This window comes from Nocardia sp. NPDC102475 (genome assembly GCF_055584605.1).
Genome location: NZ_JBVJLS010000027.1, coordinates 89334 through 111487, shown reverse-complemented (window position 1 = coordinate 111487; position 22154 = coordinate 89334). Strand labels below are relative to the sequence as shown.

Below are 22154 nucleotides of genomic sequence, written 5' to 3'. Positions count from 1 at the left end.
GTGGGACGTGATCGGCGAAGTTCGGCTGGATCCGGACAGTCTGCGAAATCGGGGAGCGCGGCTGGCCGAACTCGGTGACCGGGTCGGGCATACCTATGCGGCCTTGCGGGATTGCCTGGCACAGTCCGAAGGCAGCTGGGGCGACGACGATATCGGCCTCGCGTTCGCCAAGGAATTCAAGCCGCACGCCGATCAGTTGCTGGCCGGTGTACGGGCAATGGCGGAGAGCCTGCACGGCACCGCCGCCGGAATCATCGACGCCACAAGCCAATTCGAGGCGCAGGACGCCTACCTTGCCAGCCGGGTAGCCGCTACAGCCGAGGACATCGACCCGAGCATCGGGCAGCCTGCCCCGCAGCGGCCGGATGGCCGCGTCGGCACGCCAGTGATCGCCGACGCGCACTCATCCGATCCGGCGGCGACCTCTTCGGTAGCGGGAGGCCAGGCGTATCCCACGGATCGTGCCCAGCCCACCGAACGATCCGAGCCCGGCGAGCGGCGGTCGCCCGAGGCCGCCACGGAACGGTCCACACCCCAGGACGGTCCGCGGCGTCAGGATTCTTCGGATCGGACCGGCCAGGGATCGGATCGGGCAGGCCGAGAGGCCAGTGGGAGACCCGGCAACCCTTCCGATGACTCCGGTCGCCGACCCTCGGCCGCCACGGTGTCGCCCCCGTCCTCGTGGTCGTCGCCCCCGGCCGCCATCCGGAACGCGGCCCGCTTTCCGGGCACGGTGTCCGGACCGTGGTCAGCGACCGATGCGGGGCGGCGAGACACCCCGTGGACCGGGCAACGGTCCCCGACATCCGGCTCGCCTGCGGGTGCACAATCGAGTCCCGCCAGCCCTCGGTACGGTTCCCCGCCGCGATCGAACAAGCCCACCGACGAATCGCAGCGCGGGCGTGATCGGCGCGGTTCCGCGGGGCGACCGGTTGCCGACCCCATGGTCGGGTGGCTGGCGCGCAGATTGGCCGAGCAGCACGGTGTGCGTGTGGCCGGATTCGATACACCCGGGCTGCAGGTGTCGGTGGTGCGGGAGTTCGTGGCCGCGGTGGACCGGGTGCTGACCGAATACCCGGTGATCGTCCTGGATGTCGTCGCGGTAGCCGAACTCGGCGCCGAATCGGGCGTGGTGCGGTGGAGTTCCGAACCGCGCGACTCCCGGGGTGCAGCTCGCTCGATCACTCTCGACCAGCGGACCGCCCAGGAGCCGACGAAAGTTGCCGGAACCCCGGAGACCGATACCGACCTGGGTATCTATGCGGCCACGTTACGTGAGTTCGGCCGGGCGCTCGACGACGCCGGTGGTGGTGTCGCGCGCAGGCGGGCGCAGCGCGTCCTGCTCGCGGAGTACCTGCGTCGGGAGCCGGGGCGACACCGCACACTCGCCGAGGTGGTGCGCGGTTACCAGCACTGGCGTGCCGCGTTGACCGGGCATGCCACGGGCCCAGGCGGTTTCGACGTGAGCCGAGCCTTCGGCGCCGCGTTCTCCGAGGTAGTGCTGCGCGGGAATGAGGCGGGTATCCAAGCGAAGACACTGCATGCGGTGCTGGTCGACGCGGCCTCGCGGCCGGGGTAGGCGGCGCCGGTGGACGATTCGTTAGCGCTGAACCCGGTTGTGCAGCTGCGGAACTCGTTCGAGGGTTTGCCCGCCCCAGTGCGGCGTCCGATCGAGATGGTGGTGTTCGGCGGAGAGTTGCCGCGTGCCGATATTTCCGGGATGCGTCGGATGGCTGCGGAGTTCCGTGCGCAGGCAGCTGCGCTGAGTGATCGCTCGGAGGATGCGAAAGAGCTGCTGGCACACGAGGATTCGGTGGGAGTCCTCGGCGAACGGCTGCGCGAGACATTGGGTTCGCACCGGGACGGGGCGGCCAGGCTCGGTGACGACGCGCTGGCCTTGGCCGATCAGGTGCAGGCGGCCGCCAACGATGCGGAGAAGACGCTGTGTGTGATGTTCGTCTTCGGGATCGAGTTGGCGTGGCGCATCTTCGGTGTGCTGTCCGGTGCGGCCGCGGCTGGTCCTGCCGGGGAAGTGGCGGCAGCGCCGGTGGTGGAGTCGATGTTGGTCGAGGGGCGCGGCAGGGTCGCGGTGATGCGCGCCGGCCTGGAGCAGGCGTTCCGGGCGGGCGCGACGAAGACGGCCGCCCGGCTCTCGGCGCTGGGGCCGCTGCAGTTGCCCGTCACGTTGGCAAAGGCCGCCGCACTGCCGGTGGGTGTCGACGCGGGCGTGCAGGCGCTGCAGGTCGTTTCCGGTGATCGAACCCTCGCCGTCATCGGGCCGGACGGCGAGAATCCGACGGGAATCGACCTGACATCGATCAAAGTCGCGGCCTTGGCGGGTGCTGGTGGTGCGCTGGGCGGCATGGTCGCGGGCCGGGTCGCGCCGAAGGTGCTTCCGCGGATCGAGGGCAGCCGCTTGGCACTCGGGTTGGTACACGGAACTGCGGGCGCAGTGGCGGGCTTGGGTGCGGCGGCGTTGGTGACCGGCTGGCCGGACCATTTCGATCATGTGCTGGCACCGTTGCTCAACGGTGGATTCGCTGGGGTCGTACATGCGCACGCCCTCGCTCGCCCCGGATCGGCTGCGCCGACGGGGGCAATGATCGACGGCGGTGGGGCATTCACCCGGCCCGACCTGCCCGCGGCCATGCGCAGCGAGGACGCCGCAGCTCTCCCGCCGGTCGAGGTGTCCGCGGAATCGAAGCAAGCATGGGAGGCTGCGAAGGCGGCATGGGGCGCGGTTCCGGATTCGGTGGCTGCCGCAGGCGCGCGAGGTGAAGAGCCCGCGGCCGGAGCGCACGGAAACACCGCGCCGGTCAAGTCCGCCGAAACGCGGTCGCCCGCGGTATCGAGCTCGATGCCCCACAGCGAGGCGACTGGGCGTGCACAGGTCGACACCGCGGCCGGGTCGGCGGGGCGTTCGGAGACGGGTGCGCCGGTGGGCGGTCCGCAGCGGGGCGAATCGGTTGCCCGCACGAGTCCGACAGCGCCGCGGCCGATCGAGGCCGGAGCGGAAACGTCTGCGCCGCCGAAGGTTTCGACGAACACCCCGGTCCGTCAGGTCGGCGCCGGGCCTGAAACACCCGCCGAACACCGATCACCGGGGAATCACGAGCAAGGCAACACCGGGAAGGTGCATGCCGCGGGAGATGAAGCCCGCCATGCGGTTGACGCCCGCCCGGCCCCGGGTACCGGCGACGGGCCCGAAACGCCTGCTGCCGGTGAACATCGGTTGCCGGGGAGCGAGGAGCACTCTCTCACGGCGGAGCGGAGCGTTCTGGCTGATGCGACTGGTGACGTGTCGGCCGGACCGGCTGCGGATTCGGTCGACAGTGCCGGTTCGCCCCCGCCGAGCGCGCGTGACCATGCGGTGGAGTTGTTGGCCGATTTCCACGCCAGTTCTGGTGATCGGGTTCCGGAGCAGCTGCGGCTGTGCAACCTTCCCGACGAGGTGTTGAAGGCCGGATTGTTCGACACCGACGCGCGGAAGTCGATGATCGCGACGGCGGAGATCATCCGGCGCGGCACGATCAGCGACGCTGTGCCAGGGGGGATGGTATTGCGGGTCGAGCAGGCGGAGGGGTTGTACGCGCTCGACAAGCGTCCAGTGGAGATGAAGCCGGGCGAAGGCAAGTCGCTGATGTTCATGGCGGCGGCGATGCAGCGGGCGGTGCGTCACGGTGATTGTCTTCTGGTGACCACGACCGACGGGCTGGCCCACCGCGAATTCACCAGGTATCGACAGCTTTTGACCGATTTCGGGATCGACGTGTTCCGTGCCGACCAGCAGCGGGGTTTCGGGCCGGTTACCGCCGGTCGCCCTGCGGTCGTAGTGGCCTCCGGCGAAACGGTCGGGCATCTGTGCAATGCCGGTCACCGGCCGCCGCGCCAGGCGTTGATCGATGAGATGGACGGCATCATCGACCGTGGTGAGAGGCAGTTCCTCCGGTCGGAAGGCGTGGAGCAGGCCGCGCCAGCGGCGACGGCACGCGAAGTGCTCGCCGCGCACGATTTCCTCGCCGAGGCGCTGGCGAAAGGGGCGCTGTCGCATGAGGATTTCGGCCTCACGCGGATCACCGAAGAAGTCGGCCTTTATCCCGACGGAACTCCTGAGATCGAACACTGGTACGACGGCCGAGCGGAATTGACGCCGGGGGGACGGGAGAAGGTCGAGCAGCTTCCTGGCGGGAAACAGTGGTTGGCAGGGTTGGGGTTGTCGCGGGTCGAGACGGCTGCTGCCGCCGAGTTCACCTGCCGCAAGAGCACCCACTACGTGATGGATGCGGGCAAGATCGTCATCATCGATCAGGGCGAACACGGTCTGCAACGCAACCCGACGACCTCGAGCGAATCACGGTGGAGTGCCGAGCAGGGTAAGGCGAGCCTGGCGCAGGCCGTCGAGGCCAAGGAGATCCGGGCGGCCGAGGCCATCAGGATGAGCGCCGAGCAGCATCAGATCGTGGTGCGCGCCGACGCCGACTCGGCCAAGACCATCAACGCGGTCGAAATCTATCGCACAGGCGATCGAGCGGAGGACCGGTTCTTCGATGAGGTCACCGGTGCCTCGGGCACGCTCGCGGACCTCAACCCTGTGCTGGAAAAGATCTACGGTTTGGAAGAAGCGCACCAGGTCGACCGGGCACGGGAGCAGCGGTTGATGGAGGGCGCCCCCGAGGTTGTGGCGAACACCCGCGCCAAGCTGAGCGCTATCGCCGAAGGCGCGCACAGAGTGTGGCAGGGAGGCCGGGGCAGGTCCCAGGAAATCTTGTGTCATCGCAACGACCTGGTCGACAGGCAGGTGCGGGCGTTGGTGCGCCAGGGGGTGCCGAGAGAGGCGATCGAGGCGGTCGACGCCGACCGGATCGCCGGGTGGGGCGCGGAGTGGGAAGGCCAGCTGCAGAAGATCTTCGATGCCGCCGGTGAGCAGGGCAAGATCCTGGTGATCAACCGGCAGGGACAGCGCGGTGTCGATATCGCGGTGTCAGAGGCGGTGCAGGCCAAGGGCGGCATGTTCGTATGGATGACCGAAGTCCCCGAGCATTCCTACATCCACGAGCAGGCCAAGAACCGCACCGCCCGCAACGGGGACCGTGGGTCCGCGCAGGCGCTGATGTCGCCGCAGGACGCGCTGATCCGCAAGGCCATGCACCTGCACGGGGTACGCGAGGCGGCGGTCCGCTACGAACAAGTCGCCGAAGCCCACCGCGCCGACCCCACCCCGGAAAACCACCACAACCTGGTCGAGGCCGACCACAATCTCCGCTCGCTGGTGCCCGGACTGCAAGAACGTGCTCTCCGCCACGCCACCGCCGACTTCATCCGCCACCACGCCTACCTCACCGACAATCCGGCCGCCGTTCTCGCCGCCGCCGAGGCGTTCCGCTACCAGGGCAGTACGGACATCGGTCAGATCGGTCAGCCGGACTACTCGCCTGGCCCGGCCGCACGGCTGGCCGGGTTGCTTGGGATCCCGGCCGCAACTGTCGCCGCACTCGAACAGGACGGCGCTGACGACCCGCTTGGCAGTCTGCTGGAACGGACGGGCCTGCCGCCCGCCGCGGTGGAGGTGTTGCGGCAGCAGGTCGAGGCGACCGCACCCGGAACGGTTGAGCAGTACGCGGGTCTCACCGACGAGCAAGCGCTGGACCAGTTGGTGCCGCAGCGAGATCGTCTGGCCGGGAAACTCGGCTGGGGCACCGAGGCCATCGAAGGCGCCGAAGGTATGCGCACGATCGACCCCGGGCTGACCGAAGCCAGAACCAACCTCGCGCAGGCACTGGGTTATCCCGCCTCCGATATCACCCCCGCCCTAGCCCGCGAGATCCTGGGCGAAGCGGTCGACCACCACATGTCCGCCGAGGGCACCCCCGAGTCGGCCAACAGCGACGAAGCCTCCCACAACGATGCCGCCCCCATCTCGGCGAACCCCGTTTCGGTGGACCGGGTAGCCGAGAATCCGGTAGCCGAGGACGTTATCGCCGCGGCATCGCACTATCTGGCCACCGCGGCCCTGCTCGACTTGGTCGTGCGGATCCACCGCCGTAGCCCCAACAGTTGCGTCAACAACGCCGTGACCGGTATGCGGGTGTTGAGCGGACGCGACATCGAGATGCCGTCCAGCACACTGGCAGGCCACGGCCGCGATGCGGTCGAGAACGTGTTCGGTGCCCCGCTCGAGAATGCCGGATCGCTGGACGGCATGGCCGAATCGCTGAGAGCTCGGCCGGGAGGCATCACCGTCCTGGTCTACAAATGGAAAGACACCCCGGCCAAGGCCAAAGCCACGGGCATCGCCGACGCCGACGACCACATGGTGCTGGTGGTCAACGACAGCGAGCCGGGGAAGGCCCCGAAACTGGTCGTGGTCGACCTCGCGGCCTCCCGAGACGGCGACACCGGCACCGACTACGGCCCGAAAGACCTCCGTGACCGCCGCACGCTGCTGGACAAGGCCGTGCCGTTCGACACCTGGCGGCTAGAGCAACAAAAGTTCATCGGCAAACTGCCCGCCGACAAACGCAGATTCGAAACCATCGAGTTCGACGTCGGGGGCAACCTCGTCGCCAGATCGCACCGCGACGCACCCGCCGCCAATACCCCGTCCCGATCCCAGGAGGCCGAGGTCAGTGCGGAACTGGTGCGGGAAATCAACTCGATACCGCCGGGCTGGCCGGTCAATCTGCCGTCGCGGACCGACGCGGATACGCCCGGCAAGTCGGACATCTCCCGGTTGGCCGAACCCGCCCGCATCGGCAGCCGCCCGCACGAGAGCCCCGACCCGGCCGAGCCCGCATTCGAAACCAGGCAGGAACACGAGACCTCGGCCGCGCCGGAGGCCCTTCGCCTGGCCCTCGCCGTGGTCGACAGCTTCCGAAGCAGTCCCGAGATCACGCGGGACGCACGGCGTTTCGTGACGAGGTGCTACGAGGAATACCGACAGCATGAGGAAGCGGCACTACAGGAACAGCGCTCGACTGCCCTGGTGAACGAACTCGGGATGACGTCCGAGGAGGCCGAGCAGGCCAGTAGCGAATACGTGGGCAGTGCTGAGGCGCGCCGTGCCATCGATGACGCCGCCGCTCGCAGGGCCGCCGAACTCGTCAGCGATATGGCTCAGTATGCCGAACGCGTAAAGGTCGGTCTTCCCGGCACGCTCGCCGATCTTTATCTGGCAGAAGCGAATACGGCCAACGCGCGGAAGCTGCAGCACGCATTCTCCTGGATAAACCGAGTCGAATCGAGTCCAGATACCGCACGGGACGCGAAACGATTCGTCATGTCGTGCTACCAGGAATATCGACAAAAACAAGAAGCAGCCTTTCAAAGGCAGCGCCGGACCGCTTTGGTGGACCTGACACCCGAGCAGGCCGAGCAGCAGGCCAGGGAATTCGTCGGCCGAGCCAGCATTCGCGCAGCCATCGATAGTGCCGCCGCCACCGCCACTCGTCAGCTCATCCACAACATCCAAGGCAAGTGGACCAAGACGAGCCTCCCCCTCCCCGATACCCTCGCCCGCCTCCACGAGGCAGCAGCAACCACGGCCAACGCGCGGAAACTCGCAAAAAGTATGACGGCCGACACCGATGATGCAGCGGCACCGGATGACCATGTCGGCAGCCGCCCGTACGACAGCACGCCTACGGCGGACGCGAGAGAGCACCGGGGACTGTGGCACGAGTTCGCAGTGACGATCCCCGACCTGGTCACCGCCGATGCGAGAAGGTGGGCAGCGCAAGGCAATAGCCCCGATTTCCGGTGGTTGGCATCCCGGCTGGGTCCGCTTGCCGAGCACTTCTCGACGGTCGGCGAGGTCGCACTCCGCCTGGTCGGCGATGAGCCGTTCGCCGAACTCCTGCCCCTATGGCGTCGGTTCGTCGAACTCGGCGCCGAGTTCGAGAACGAGGGCTTCGGAATCTGGCATGCGCGCACCATGTACCAGCTGATGGAATGGCTGGTCGACTACGCGCCGGTCGACGAGTATCGGAACTCCTACGAGGTTGTCGACAGCGTCAACAACAGAGGGGTCTACGTCGGCATATCGAACGAGGTCAACCGCGCCGGAATCATGCGCTACACCATTGTGGCCGCCGAAGGCACGCCGCGTGGCGGGGTGATGTTCGCCGAGGGGTGGGACGAGGTCGGCGACATCGTCCACGGAATCGAGGGTTTCTGGGTCCAGAACAACAAGATGCTCGGCGACAATCTCGTCACGTTCAATGCGGGCATCCGGGAAAAACTGTCACCCGAGGACGCGGCGCGCGCCACGTTCACCGGAAAGATGGCGTGCCGCAGAGGATTTACCGAGGTCCTTATCCACCACGCGGTTGGCGACCCCGGCTACTACGAGCAAGTCGTGTTGACGTTCGTACGGCCGAGCCGCCTGTGGGAGATGCGCTGCCGCCTCGGGGCACGCCTCATGGGGATCAGCCTTCCGGAGATGTTGGATCGAGCGGGCTGGTCGTCCGAGATCGCTTACCTGCGCGAAGAGGCTGCGCTGGAAAGCGCGGAGATAGACCGCCAAATGTCGCGTCCGAGCACCACCGAGAAACCCGCCGACTGGTCGCGCAGACGCGCGCAGGTCGAGATACAGCTCGCGAAGATCGAGCGGTTGGCCACGTGGGTCCCGCAATGGTGGGCCGAACAGGATGCACGCGACCACTCCGCCATCGCCACGGTCGCCGCCGACGTGGTGCGCCGCAATCCCGGTGCGTGGCAGGTGACACCGAACACCGTCCTGCTGCCCGGACACACTGTCGTCGTGATAGCCGAGGACGGCTGGCACGACGACGCGGTGACCGACATGTTGCTGCACAACCTCGACCTGCGCAGCGAGCTCCGCGGCACCGGATACGATATCCAACGACTGAAACCCGTTGTCGAACAAGATGATTCAGGCAGCACCCGAGTTCGGTCGGAGAACCTGGAGACCGTTCACGTCGACGCGAAGCGCCGAATGCCCGACGATCAGGACCGGGCGCGGCGTCGCAGGGACGAGCAGGTCCGCAGCCGGTTCAGATCGGTGATCGCCGACGGGGCAAGCCATGACACCTCGTCCGCAGCATTTCTCCGCGCGGATTGGCCACAGCGGGTGGCACTCGTGCGACAACGGCACGACCTGACCTCGCGGCTGCCGGGAATCCCAGCGCGGTGGCGCAACCGCGCCTGCCGTTTTCGGCACGCCCAAGAGGTGGCGCGGCTGCGCGACAGCTGGGAGAACGTGGACGAAACCGGACGGCGGCGACTGGCCTACCTCGAGACCATCGGCGCCGTACTGACCCGTGCCGACGAGCGCGCCGATCGGATGCCCGGGCAACCCGAGGTGTATCTGTGGGCATTCGACCCGGACACCGGATACCTGGTGCTCACCGTGGGGGACCCGGATCTGGTACCGGACGTCGACGACATCACCGATCGGCACGTCATGGATACGGGCACCGGCGATCTGCTCGACGCCGACGTTGATCGGGTCGTCGACGACTTCACCTCGGACCGGCAGTTCGGACCGGGGCACCGCCGAGCCCTCGTGATCTTCGTGTCCAGCGAAACCAGCCCGGCCGCCGAGCATCGAAGGCTGGCAGACCTGACCGACATCACCGCCACGCGGGCGTTCTACCGCGACAGGGTGGTCGATTCCGCCGCGGATGAAAGTCCGCTGGTCCGTCTTCTGGAAGGCGACCGCCGCGACACCGTGTCCGAAATGCTGTGGCTGGTCAAATATTTGATACCGGACCACCCGGTCCACCTGGTCGGTCCTGATTTCCCCGTCGGTGCGCCCGGCGAAGAATTCGCGGCCAGGGTGGGCGCCGACTGGTCGGCGGTGTTCGATAGGCCAGCAGACGTCGCGACGCATCTGGCACACCGACCGGGTGCGTTCGCCCTGCTGGCCGTCGAGAACCCGGCGCGTGACCACGGCGGCGGCGTGGATCTGGTGCTGGTCCGCAACGATGGCGACGACCGTCTTGTGCAGATCGACCTGAACCAGGTCAATCCACCCGGCGTCGAGCCGGGTGCCGCGGCACGAGCCGCCCGCACCCGCGACTGGCCGCCGTTCGACCCGTCCGGCTGGGTGGGCAAGTGGGACAAGGGATTCGGTATCGGCCTCGGACCCGACGGCCCGGAGCGCCCGCTGGTCGATGGCGAATCGACAGGTGTGCGTGGCGAGGATTTCCCGCACGGCCTGATCGGAGCGCGTCCGACGGAAGGGGTATCGGAATCGGCATATGAGCGCTACCGGCATCGCACCAGGCAATACCACGGCGTCGCGGGAAACCGGCTGAGTGCCGTGTTCGGGGCGCCGTTGTCGACGGCCCTGCAGCCGGAGGCCGTTATCGGCGGTACCCGCATCGAGTTCGCACCGTCACCGGACCCGCTGACGACCGGCAGAGCATCTGCCGATGACAGCGGCGCACGGTCGCGCCCCGGGGACGACGAGCGATTCGGCAACCGACCGGCGACCGGCCGGAACGGAGGTCCGGGTGGGCTGATCGGCAGCAGGCCGTTCGAGGATTCGCCTGGTGAGCGTGCGTTTGCTGGTCCTGGGTTCGAGGAGTTGGTGCAGGCGGGCCTGGAATCCGGTGTTGCGGAACGGTTCGTGGTGGAGGACAGGCTGGGGGTGCAGGTCGAGGAGCTGACGTTCGGCAATGGCGTGCGGGTGTTCATGGAGACTTATGCCGATCCGATCGACGCGCTGGTGCAGGTGTTGCGGACCAAGGTCGCCATCGTGATGGGTGCTCCGGTCGCCCACGCGATGTTGAACCTGGAGGACGACCGCGTTTATCGGGAACTCACCCCTGGGCGGCTCGGGGACACCGTCGAGGTTGTGGACCCGGAGGTGCTGGGCTCGGACGCGGCGCTGCGGCTCGGTTTGTTCGATGCGGTGACCGGAATTCGCCGGACGGCGCGTGAGTGGAGTGTGGCCGACAACGATGTGATGGGCGGACGTTCCGGATCCGATGTCCATGCCGGGCAGATCGGTGTGTTCGCATCGTTGTTCGTGCGGTATATCGACGGTCGCGCGGTGTGGTTGGACCATGCCATGCCGACGTGGGACATCGCGCCCATCCGGGAGCAGGTGTCGCACCTGAATACGTGGATCTCGAATTTTCCGATGCCCCAGGAACACCGAACGGCTCTACTCGATATCCACGCGGGGTACGAGGCAGCGCTGACACAGGTCGAGCGGCACGCCGTGCATACCTTCGGTGAGCGAGTGCATCGCGCCGGGCTTGATGCGGAAGCGCAGGCCAAGGCGCGGTTGGTCGAGGTGTTCACTCTGAACTATCCGCACGTCGCGGTGGTGGGGTTCGATCATCCCGACGTGCCCACTCATGTCGTCGAGGAAATCCTCGATGGGTTGCATGAGATGTTCATCAGGTTCCCGGACCGAACCAATATCCGCGAACTGCGGATCGACTACACCGACTGGGAAGCCAGCAGCCCCAGAACCCACAACTACACGGAACCCACAGCGGCGGGCCGAACCTCGAGTATGCGGTTCAGCCTGCGCGATGCGGCCAACCCGGCACAGACCGTCAAACGCGGAATCCGGTTTCTCGAATTCGGATTGAACCCGGTCGGCGACAGGCCATTTCGCCACAACGCCGTGCACGAGTTCGTGCACGCGATCGATGCAGTGGAGGGTCTGTCGGAGAACCTGCAAAAGACACTGTCACAAACCTGGGGACAACTGGCGAACCACGGCCTCATCGACGAGTCCTGGTGGACCTGGCTCACTCGACTGCCGAGATACGCCTTCGTCAACGAAGCCGAGACGGTACTCGACGACGCGGAAGCCCTCGCTGTCGGATTCGCTGAGGCCGACATCCACGGCGCGGCGGCCGGGTCACCCCAGTGGGCGATCCATGACTACGTCACCACGGGGCGTCCACCCCAAGTCACGCCGGATCTCGAGATCGATCTCCCACCGCATCCAAATCATCCGGACTCGGGCGGTCCTGGTGGACTGATCGGTAGCAGGCCGTTCGAGGATTCGCCTGGTGAACGTGCGTTCGCTGGTCCCGAGTTCGAGGAACTGGCGCTGGCTGGACTGGAATCCGGGATTGCGGAACGTGTTTCGGTGGAGCAAGCGCCGGGAGTGCGGATCGAGTTGCTGACGTGCCGCAATGGCCTGCGGGTGCTGGAGGAGACGTACGCTGCTCCGATGGAGGCGCTTGTGCAGATATTGCAGGGCAAAGTCGCCGCCATCATGAACGCTCCGGTCGCTCATACCTTTCAGCGCAGATCCGGTGGCCCCGTCTATCGAGAAATCACCCCCGGAACGCTCGGCGACAGCATCGACGTCGTGACCACACACATTCTGGACTCGCCCTCGGCCATGCGGCTCGGCCTGTTCGACGCGGTGACCAGGACGTTCCGTACGCTGCGCGACTGGAGTGTGCGCCCGGACGGCGAGGTGATGGGCGGACGCGCCCGATCCGACCCCGACGCTACGCCAGCCGGTATGTTCGCGGCGAAGTTCGTCGAGCGTATCGATGGCCGTGAGGTGTGGCTGGATCACGCGTTGTCGAGGTGGGCGGTTGCGCACATTCGTGAGCTGGTGACCAACCTCGAATCATGGATCGACAGTCTCGAGGCCCCGAGGCCATACCTCGATGGGTTGCTCGATATCTATAGCGGGTACTTGGCGGCGTTGGCGCAGATCGAACGACACGTCGTGCCGACCCCGAGCGAGATGCTGCCGCGGGCGGGGCTCGATGCGGCGGCGCAGGCCAAGGCGCGGTTGGTCGAGACGTTCGCGTTGAAGTATCCGCATTTCACGATGGCTGGGTTCGACCATCCGGATGTGACCGCCGATGTCGTCGCGGAGATCCTCGGTGGGCTCGATGAGATGTTGACCAGGTTCCCCAACCGGACCAACATCCGCGAACTACGGATCGATTACCTCGGTTACTGGGAAGCCAACGCCATCACATACCCGAATTGGGACCCGGTAGCGCGAGGTCGCACCAAGAAGATCGTGTTCAACCTGTATGACGCGGTCAGGCCGGAATCGACTGTCGAACTCGGTATCCGGAACCTTCGACACGGGTTCAATCCGGTTGGTGACCGGCCTTTTCGCTACGCCGCGGTACACGAGTTCGTGCACGCGATGGATGTCCACGCGATCGAGGACCGCGGGCAGCGGCTGTCGGCGAACCTGTGGCGGGTGCTGGATGAGATCTGGGAACAGCTTTGGAGCGCTGGCCTGATCGAAGAGTCCAGGCAGACGTGGCTGGCGCGGCTGCCGAGCTACGCCTTCACCGATGATGCCAAGACGGAACTCGACGACGTGGAGGCGCTCGCTGTCGGGTTTGCCGAAGCGTACATACATGGCGTGCCGGTCGGTACGCCACAGTGGGCGATCCGTGAGTACGTGACCACCAAGCATTCGCCGCAGATCACACCGGATCTCGAGGTCGATCTTGCGCCCCAGGCGGATCCGCCCGCCTCCGGTCGTCCGGGTGATCTGATCGGCAGCAAACCACATGAAGAGCCTGATCGGCAGACGGATGCTTTGCGGGGTGCGTGGATCAAATCCGAGCGGCTCGAGCGGGGGATGACGCAGGTACAGCTCGCGCAAGCGGCGGGCTTGGCGAATAGCGCGCTGTCTCTTATCGAGAGCGGGAAATCGAGGCCGCAGCTGCGCAACTTTCACCAGATCTGCCGGGCACTCGGGCTCGATGACGATGCAGTGGCCGACGCTGTCCGGCAGTTCTATTCGGATGTACCGCTGAACACCGATGCGGCTGTCCATACGTCGCTGGGTGGCTGGGTGACGGCTCTTCGTAACAGCAAGGGCATGACCAGGGCGGATCTCGCACGCGCAGTCGATATAGCACCGACGAGCGTCACCGAAATAGAGAATGGCGTGTACCCGCTGCCTGGTCGGTTCTTGCGGATTGCGCGAGTTCTGGGGGTAGGGCAGCAATCGCTGGCGGAGGCGGTTCGCGCGTTCTATCGGGACATCGAGTTCGACCTCGACCCCGCCGCGCACGACCCTGGGTTGCCCGGAAGTTGGATTGCGGCGCTGCGCTATGACCGGGACATATCTCAGGCCGAGCTGGCCCGGACCGCGGGCATACCGAAACAATCGGTCGGTCGAATCGAGCGTGGACAGACCCCGAACTGGGTGGTCTTCCGTCAGATCTGCCGGGCGCTGGAAGTTGCGCCGGAAGTACTCGCCGCCGCTGCTCGCCATTTCTATCGGGATCTCGACCTCGACCCCGCCGCGCACGATCCCGCGTTACCCGGTGAAGAACTCGTGCGGGCCGCCACCCGCCACTTCGATCCGGGCCTCGAGATCAATCCCCCTCCGCACACATTGCTGGGTGGTTGGATCAAGGAGTTGCGACTCGAGCGCGGGGTGACGCAGAAAGAGGTTGCGCGTCGAGCGCGGATGTCCCAACCGTACATTTCCGCCGTCGAACTCGGAACGCGTTTTCCGCCGGTGCGGAGATTGCGGCAGCTCTGTGGGGCGTTGGGTGTGGGTGGTGATGTGTTGCTGGAGGCGGTCGAGCAATTCTATGCGGGTCGCTATGAGCGTTCCGGTAACCGGGAGGAAGAAGCTCTTTTCCATCGATATGTGGTCAGCCGGGTGGGTTCAGCTGAGGAGAAGACGATCCGGGACGAGATTTGCGCCACGGTTGCGTGGGTTCCGGCTGCGTTGGCGCGTCGTGAATCTCCAGATATCCGCGATGAGGCGGTGCAGGCCGCGTGGATGGGAATTCTGAGCGCGATCGACAGCCATGTCCCCTCCGCGTCGTTCGCCGCCCATGCCTGGGGCGGCGGTCGGAGAGCAATTCTCCGATACCATCTCGCGCGCGCGTTCCCGGATCTCGACAATCCCACCCTGAAGAAAGTCAGCACAGTAAGAGCGCAGATCGACCGGATGGTTGCCGCGGGCGAGGTTTACGACGATGCGGCGATTGCGCGCGCGGTGGGTTACCCGGTGGCCGATGTCGTGTTGGTGCGGACGATTCTGGCTCGGCCCACCGCGCATTTGAATGCGCCGGTCCAGGGCAAAGATGGCGAGCTGAGTCGAGACGTAGCCGATCCGGCTGCCGATACCGGGTTTTCCGATACCGATTTCGCGACGACAGTTCGCGCGGCGCTGGCGGATTTGGCTGAACCTGATACCGCTGAGCGGTTGGTGATGCTGCATCTGGTGGAGGGTGAGCCGTTGGCCGACGTGGCCGCGCGGTTGGGGTTGACGGTCGCGTCGGCGAGAGAGGTTCTCGCCCAGTGTGTCGCGCGGCTGCGTTATGCGTTCGATCCGCATGGTTCTGCCGAGGTGACCGCGCGCGAACAGGATCCGAGTAACCAGAGCGAGGCTGAGCCGGATCAGCCGACAGTACGCGGCAGCGATGCCGAACCGGATGGCACCGACGGCCGACAGACCGGGGGTGCAGGTGGAGGTCCGAGTGATCTGATCGGCAGCAGACCGCATGAGGACGATTCGCGCTCGGATGCTGCGCGGGGTGCGTGGATCAAGGCGTTGCGGCTCGAGCGGGGGATGACGCGGAAACAGCTCACACAAGCGGCGGGCCTGGCGAACAGCGCACTGTCCACTATCGAGAGCGGGCAGCGGAAGCCGAGGATCGGCTCCTTTCTACGGATCTGCCGAGCACTCGGACTCGACGACGACGCACTGAACGACGCTGTCCGACAGTTCTATTCGGATGTTCCGCTGGATACCGGTGTAGCTGCCCATCGGTTGCCTGGTGACTGGGTGCGCGCTGTTCGTATCAGTAAGGGTATGACCCAGTCGGTCCTCGCACACGCGGTCGGTGTGGACCCCGTACGCATCGGCGTCTACGAGAACAACCGGGAGCGTCTGCGTCCTGGTCTCTTCTTGCGGATCGCGCGAGCTCTGGGGGTAGAGCAGCAAGCGCTGGCGGAGGCGGTTCGCGCGTTCTATCGGGACATCGAGTTCGACCTCGACCCCGCCGCGCACGACCCTGGGTTGCCCGGAAGTTGGATTGCGGCGCTGCGCTATGACCAGGACATGTCTCGGGCCGAGTTGGACCGGATCGCGGGCATACCGGAAACATCGGTCAGCCGAATCGAGGGTGGACACACTCCGAATTCGTTCGACTTCTTGCGCATCTGCCGAGCACTGGGAGTTGCGCCGGAAGTACTCGCCGCTGCCGCCCGCCATTTCTATCGGGATCTCAATCTCGATAGCGACCCCGCCGCGCACGATCCCGCGTCGCCCGGCAGTTGGTTCGTGGCGCTGCGACATGACCGGGACATGTCCCAGAGCGAGGTCGCGAAGGCGATCGGTTCCGGTGCGGGCCATCTCTACCGGATCGAATCAGGCAGGAACAGGCCGAGGTTCGCGGTATTCCGGCGAATCTGCGATGTACTTGGGGTCGGTGATGAACTGCTGCGGGCCGCCACCGGTCACTTCTATTCCGAAATCAATCTCGATATCGAACCAGCCGCGCACGACCCCGGGTTCCCCGGAAGCTGGATTGCCGCGCTGCGCAATGACGCAGGTATGTCGGCGGGCGAACTCGCGCGTCGAGCGCGGATGCCGCGGGACTCCATTTCCCAGATCGAAAACAACCGGTTTCGTCCGCGGTTGAGGAAGTTTCGGCAGCTCTGTGCGGCGTTGGGTGTCGGTGGTGAGGTATTGCTGGAGGCTGTCGAGCGATTCTACGATCGGGGTCGTTTCGGGCCGTCCGGTGATCGATATGAAGTAGATCTGTTCGATCGATATGTCGTGAGCAGCGTGGGTTCGCCGGAGGAGAGGCAGGTCCGGGACGAGATCGGCAAGAGGTTCGCGTGGGTTCGGAATGCGTTGGCGCTTCGTGAGTCTCCGGATACCCGAGACGAGGCGGGACAGGCCGCGTGGGTGGGAATTCTGAGCGCGATCGATGACCACGTCCCCGCGACGTCGTTCGCCCCGCACGCGTGGGCCAGCGGTACCAGAACAATTCTGCGATACCGCCACAAGCATCGGTTCCCGGATCTGAACAACCACACTCTGCGGAAAGTCATTGCCGTAAAAGCACAGATCGACCGAATGGTCGCCGCGGGTGCGACTCTCGACAACACAGAGATTGCCCGCGCGACAAGACTGAAAATGGCCGATGTCATGCTGGCACGGACGATTCTGACTCGGCCCACCCCGCACCTGGACGCCGCGATCGCGGGCACTGACGGGTCGCATCGTGAAGTGGTCGATCCGGCGGCTTCCACCGGGCCTTCCGATACCGATTTCGCGACGATAGTTCGTGCCGCGCTTGCTGATATGGCTGATCCTGATACCGCTGAGCGGTTGGTGATGCCGCATCTGGTCGAGGGCGTGCCCTTGGCCGAGGTTGCTCGACGCGTGGCGTTACCGGTCGCGACCGCGGATGAGATTTTCGCCGATGCTGTTGCGCGGCTGCGCGATGCGTTCGATCCGGGCAGATCGGGCGAGGTGACCGCGAGCGAGCGGGGTCCGGCCACGCTCACTCCGGGGGCCGAGGTGGTGGCGGAGCAGGATCAGCTGCCGGTACCTCATGCCGAGCCGGGCGAGGGCAGCCCGAACCCGGGTGGCCTCATTGGCAGCCGACCGGTGGGGGGTGAGGGTGAGAGCGGTTTCGTCGGCAGCAGGCCGTTCGAGGTTTCGCCTGGTGAGCGTGCATTTGCTGGTCCCGGGTTCGAGGAGTCGGTCCTTGCGGGTCTGGAGTCCGGTATCGCGGAACGGTTCGTGGTCGAGGATGCGCCGGGGCTGCGGGTCGAGGAGGTAACGTTCCGCAACGGCTTGCGGGTGTTCGCGGAGAAATATTCCGATCCGCTAAAAGCGGACATCCAGGTGTTGCAGGCCAAGGCCGCCGCTGTCATGGGCGCTCCGGTCGCCCACGCGATGCTGAACCTGGATGACGACCGCGTTTATCGGGAACTCACGCCCCACGGGCGGCCCGGGCACGAGTTCGATGTCTTGCCTCCGGAGATCCTGGACTCGTCCTCGGCGGTACTACTCGGCCTGTTCGATGCAGTGACCAGGACGAATCGGACCGGGCGAGAGTGGAGTATCGACCCTTATGACCACGTGATGGGCGGGCGCGCCCGATCCGACGTCGACGCGCCGACCGGTGTGTTCGCGGCGAAGTTCGTAAAACGTATCGATGGCCGTGACGTGTGGTTGGACAACGCCCTGCCGAGGTGGGCGGTCGAGGACATTCGTGAGCGGGTGACCAACCTCGAATCATGGATCGAAAGCTATCCGGCTCCCGAGAAACACCGAGATGTGCTGCTCGACATCCACAGCGGGTACTTGGCAGCGCTGGCACAGATCGAACGGCACGCCGTGGCCACCCCGTGGGAAATGTTGCATCGTGCGGGGCTCAACGACGAATGGGGCGATGACGATGCGGAAGCCAAGGCGCGGTTGGTCGAGGTGTTCAACCTGAAGTATCCGTATCTCACGATGGTGGGGTTCGACCATCCGCATGTGCGCGCCCATGTCGTCGAGGAGATCCTCGGTGGGCTGGACGAGATGTTCACCAGGTTCCCTGGCCGGACCAATATCCGGGAATTCCGGATCGATTACCTCGGCGATCTGAAAGCCAGTGCCAGAACGTCTTGGCATGTAGATCGCGTAGCGGCGGCGGGTCGAACCCAACGGATTCATTTCAGCCTGCACCATGCGGCCAGGCCGGAGTTGTTTGTCGAATTGGGCATCCGATCGCGTGAAGGCGGGATCAATCCGATCGGCGACAGACCATTCCACCACGATGCCGTCCACGAATTCATCCATGCGATCGATGCCAAGGAGGGGCTCTCGGAGAACCTGCGACAGGTGCTGGGGCAGACCTATTCACAGTTGTCGAGGCTCGGCTTGGTCGACGAGCCCTGGTGGACCTGGTTCGCCCGGCTGCCGGAGTACGCCTTCGGCAATGAAGCCAAGACCGTATTCAACGATGAGGAGGCGCTTGCTGTCGGGTTCGCGGAGGCGGACATTCATGGGGTGGCGGTCGGTTCGCCGCAGTGGGTGATTCATGAGTACGTCACCACCAAGCGGCCACCGCGGGTCACGCCCGACCTCGAGGTCGATCTCCCGCCGCAGGATGACCCACCGGCTTCGGGACGTCGGCGTGGCCTGATCGGTAGCAGGCCACATGAGCACGATTCGCAGTCGGACGCCCCGCGTGGATCCGCAGATGTGATCGAAAGCGAAAAGAACCCGGTATCGCGGACACCGTGGACCACGAAGAGTGCGGAGCCGGGTCGACCACATGCGCGAAGCGGCGGCGATTCGGAACCAGGCCGGGGGAGTCCGAAGCCGGGCGGCTGGATCGGCAGCAGACCATACGAACAGGACCAGCCAGCACGACGCCCTGTACCTGGCCAGACGACGCCTTGGTCGCGGGAGGCGATAGACGAGCCGCACCTCGACGACCGACTCCGCAAACAACCATCGCACCTGATCCCCGAGGGTCCCGCCGACAACCCGCCGGGCCTGGTCCCGCTCACCGCCTGCGAGACCGAAATATTCGCTCGAGTGCGACAGGGCATGACGCACAACGAGATAGCGGTGGCACTCGATCTTTCGGTGCGCGATGTGCGGGCGCACCTGGCGAGTGTCCGCCGCAAGCTCAGAAATCGGCGAGTGGCGCCGAGCCGTCCTGCCGTCCTGCCTTCCACGACATCCGAGTCCGAGCGTTTCCGGGCAGCCATGTACGCCGCCTTGACGAGCGCCGACCAGCCGGATCCGCGAGCACTGCTGGCCGGGGCGAGCCAAGAGCAGATGGAACACGCTGTGCACGGGCTCAGCCCGGAGCATCGGGCAGCGCTGAGCCGACTGCGAGCGGGAGCGAATACACCGATGATTCGCAGCATGGCGCTGATCGCGGCTCGTCGATGGGTGCTGGCCCTTGCGGTCGAACACAACCGGTCGCAGACGATGTTGGCCACCGCGCTGGCCGCGGCGAATACCGCTGACCTGCATACGGCACTCGACCAGCTCACGGCCGCCGAGCGCCGACTCCTGGTCAACCGCTTCGGACCGGCGACGTCGCCCGACACCTTCGAACCCGACGATTCCGTGCGCGCTTTGCGTGCGGTCGACATCGTCCGCCACGTCGCGGGCCGGATCGCGTCAGGTGCCGGAATGTCCGCTGTAGACACGTACGGTTTCGACAAGAGCGGATTGCCCCGCCCTGCCGCAGCGCAGCAAGCGAATTACCCAGCGGCCCAGACGTATACGGCGGACGAATGTCTGGACGCGGTCTTGGGCTGGATGGACCGGCCGGACCCCGTGCAGCCGGGACGTCCAGACAACAACGGCACCGATTCTGTGCACGCCGACGCGGTCAACCGCTGGCGCTCGTTGCCCGTGGATCACGGTTTCGATGCCGAACAGCGGCGGCTGGCCGACGAGGCGCTCCGTGCGGGCGGCTTCGACAACGCGGATATGTTGCAGCGTCCGGGAGATCACCTGTTCGCGGACGCCGCACAACGCCGTGCGACCGAGAACGGTCAGTGGTGGAATTCGCTGCGCAACCCGGACGAACCGGGTCGACTGAGCAGCACGCAACGGGCGCTCATTCAGGTCTACCCGCATCGGATCGGTAACGCCGACGGTCTTCCCGCCACGGTCCGCGACCACGCCAACCGGCTGTCGATCCGCCGCGATCTGGACGAGTTCGTCGCCCGCAAGCCGGTCGGCGTGGGAATGCTCGACTGGACCCGGACCGGACTCAGCGCCGCCGAGCGAAAACAGTTCAGCAACCTGATCCATATCCGAAATCACCTGCGACAGTTGGACCGGCAGGCCACCGAGACACCGGGCAGTCCTCCGGTGCATCTGCTGTCCTACGACTCCACCGCCTTCCACGGCAAGGGCAAGGCCGTCGTCGCGCTCGGCAATGTGGACACCGCGCACACGGTGAACTGGCATGTGCCCGGGACGAATACGACCTCTTCCTCGCTGGCCTACCAGTTCAAGCCGCTGCGCAACCTGTACGAGGAGACACTGCGCGTCGATCCGTCACTCGAGCTGGCGTCGATCATCTGGATCGGATACGACGCGCCGACCGGGCCGGTGAACACCGGATTCGCGAAAGCCGCCTTCCGAGAACGCGCACGCGTCGGCGGCCATCGGTTGCTATGCGACATCGCGGCATTCCACGCCACCAGACATCTTGCCGGAACCGCGGCCCCCGACCAGCTCGTCAACCGCATCTACGGGCACAGCTACGGTTCGGTGACGACATGCTATGCGGGCAGGTACGGCAGGCTCGCGGGCCTGGTCGGCTCGATAACCCTCTCGGGCTCACCAGGAGCGGGCCCGGTTCGCCATGCCGAAGAATTCGGCATCGGCGTGGAGAATGTCTATGTCGCCGCTTCGTGGCGCGATCCGGTGACCATGTTCGGCGCGGACCGGCCCGGCGCGCGGAGCCGCGTGAACCCGCGGCTCGGCCACGGCATTGATCCCGCCACCGAGGCGTTCGGCGGCCAGCGAATCGGCGCCGAGTTCCCCGACTCACCGAACTTCGCCGGCGCCGAGGCCGTGCATCAGGGCTATCTGCACCGCGACCGGGCGACCGGGCTGCCCACCGAAGCGCTGGCCAACGTCGCGCAGATCACCGCTGGACGCGGCCACACTCTCGCTCGGGTGGAGCGCCGTCGATCTGGACACGGTTGGGTCGCGCGACCCATCGACCGCGAGCGCGGGCGCTACGCCCACGGCAACGGCAACGGCAATTGACTGATCGGCGCTGCAAGGCATGTCGCTGAATCCGGAACGCTGTTGCGCACTGCCAGCGGTCGGCCGGGCGGCCGCGCGATGCGCAGATCGATCGGGTCGCACGGTGGTGTCAGGATTGCATCAGGCCGGTGCGGATCGCCTCCACCGTGGCGCTGAGCCGGACCTGGTGCGAGCCCTAGTCGACCTCGCATTCGGTTGGCGCCGTGCGACCAGCACGCGAATCGCTTCGCGCCCAGCCGCACGAGGCGAGCAGAGAAGAAGGGCGGCGCCCGGGTGGACGCCGCACTCGCGGCGATCAGACCTCGAACCCGCCGGTCGCCGGATCAGGTCAGCTCGCAGCACGAAGTCCTCGGGACCGAGGGGGAGCGGAACCAACCTCCGCGAGTCGAGTCACCGTGGACCGGTCACGACTCGTGTTGCATCACAGAAGAATCCAGCCACATTAGCGTCTGTA

Annotated in this window: 2 protein-coding genes; both read left to right on the top strand. The window is 66.0% G+C overall.

Translation table 11 applies throughout. From position 1 onward, the window contains the following. Window positions 1-7: 7 nt before the first annotated feature. Complete coding sequence (locus ACZ60G_RS36205) at window positions 8-1579, top strand: hypothetical protein (protein ID WP_465816043.1); 1572 nt, start codon at window positions 8-10, stop codon at window positions 1577-1579. Between the two features lie 9 nt (window positions 1580-1588). After that, complete coding sequence (locus ACZ60G_RS36200; RefSeq protein WP_465816041.1) at window positions 1589-21700, top strand: helix-turn-helix domain-containing protein; 20112 nt, start codon at window positions 1589-1591, stop codon at window positions 21698-21700. The last annotated feature ends 454 nt before the right edge of the window (window positions 21701-22154 follow it).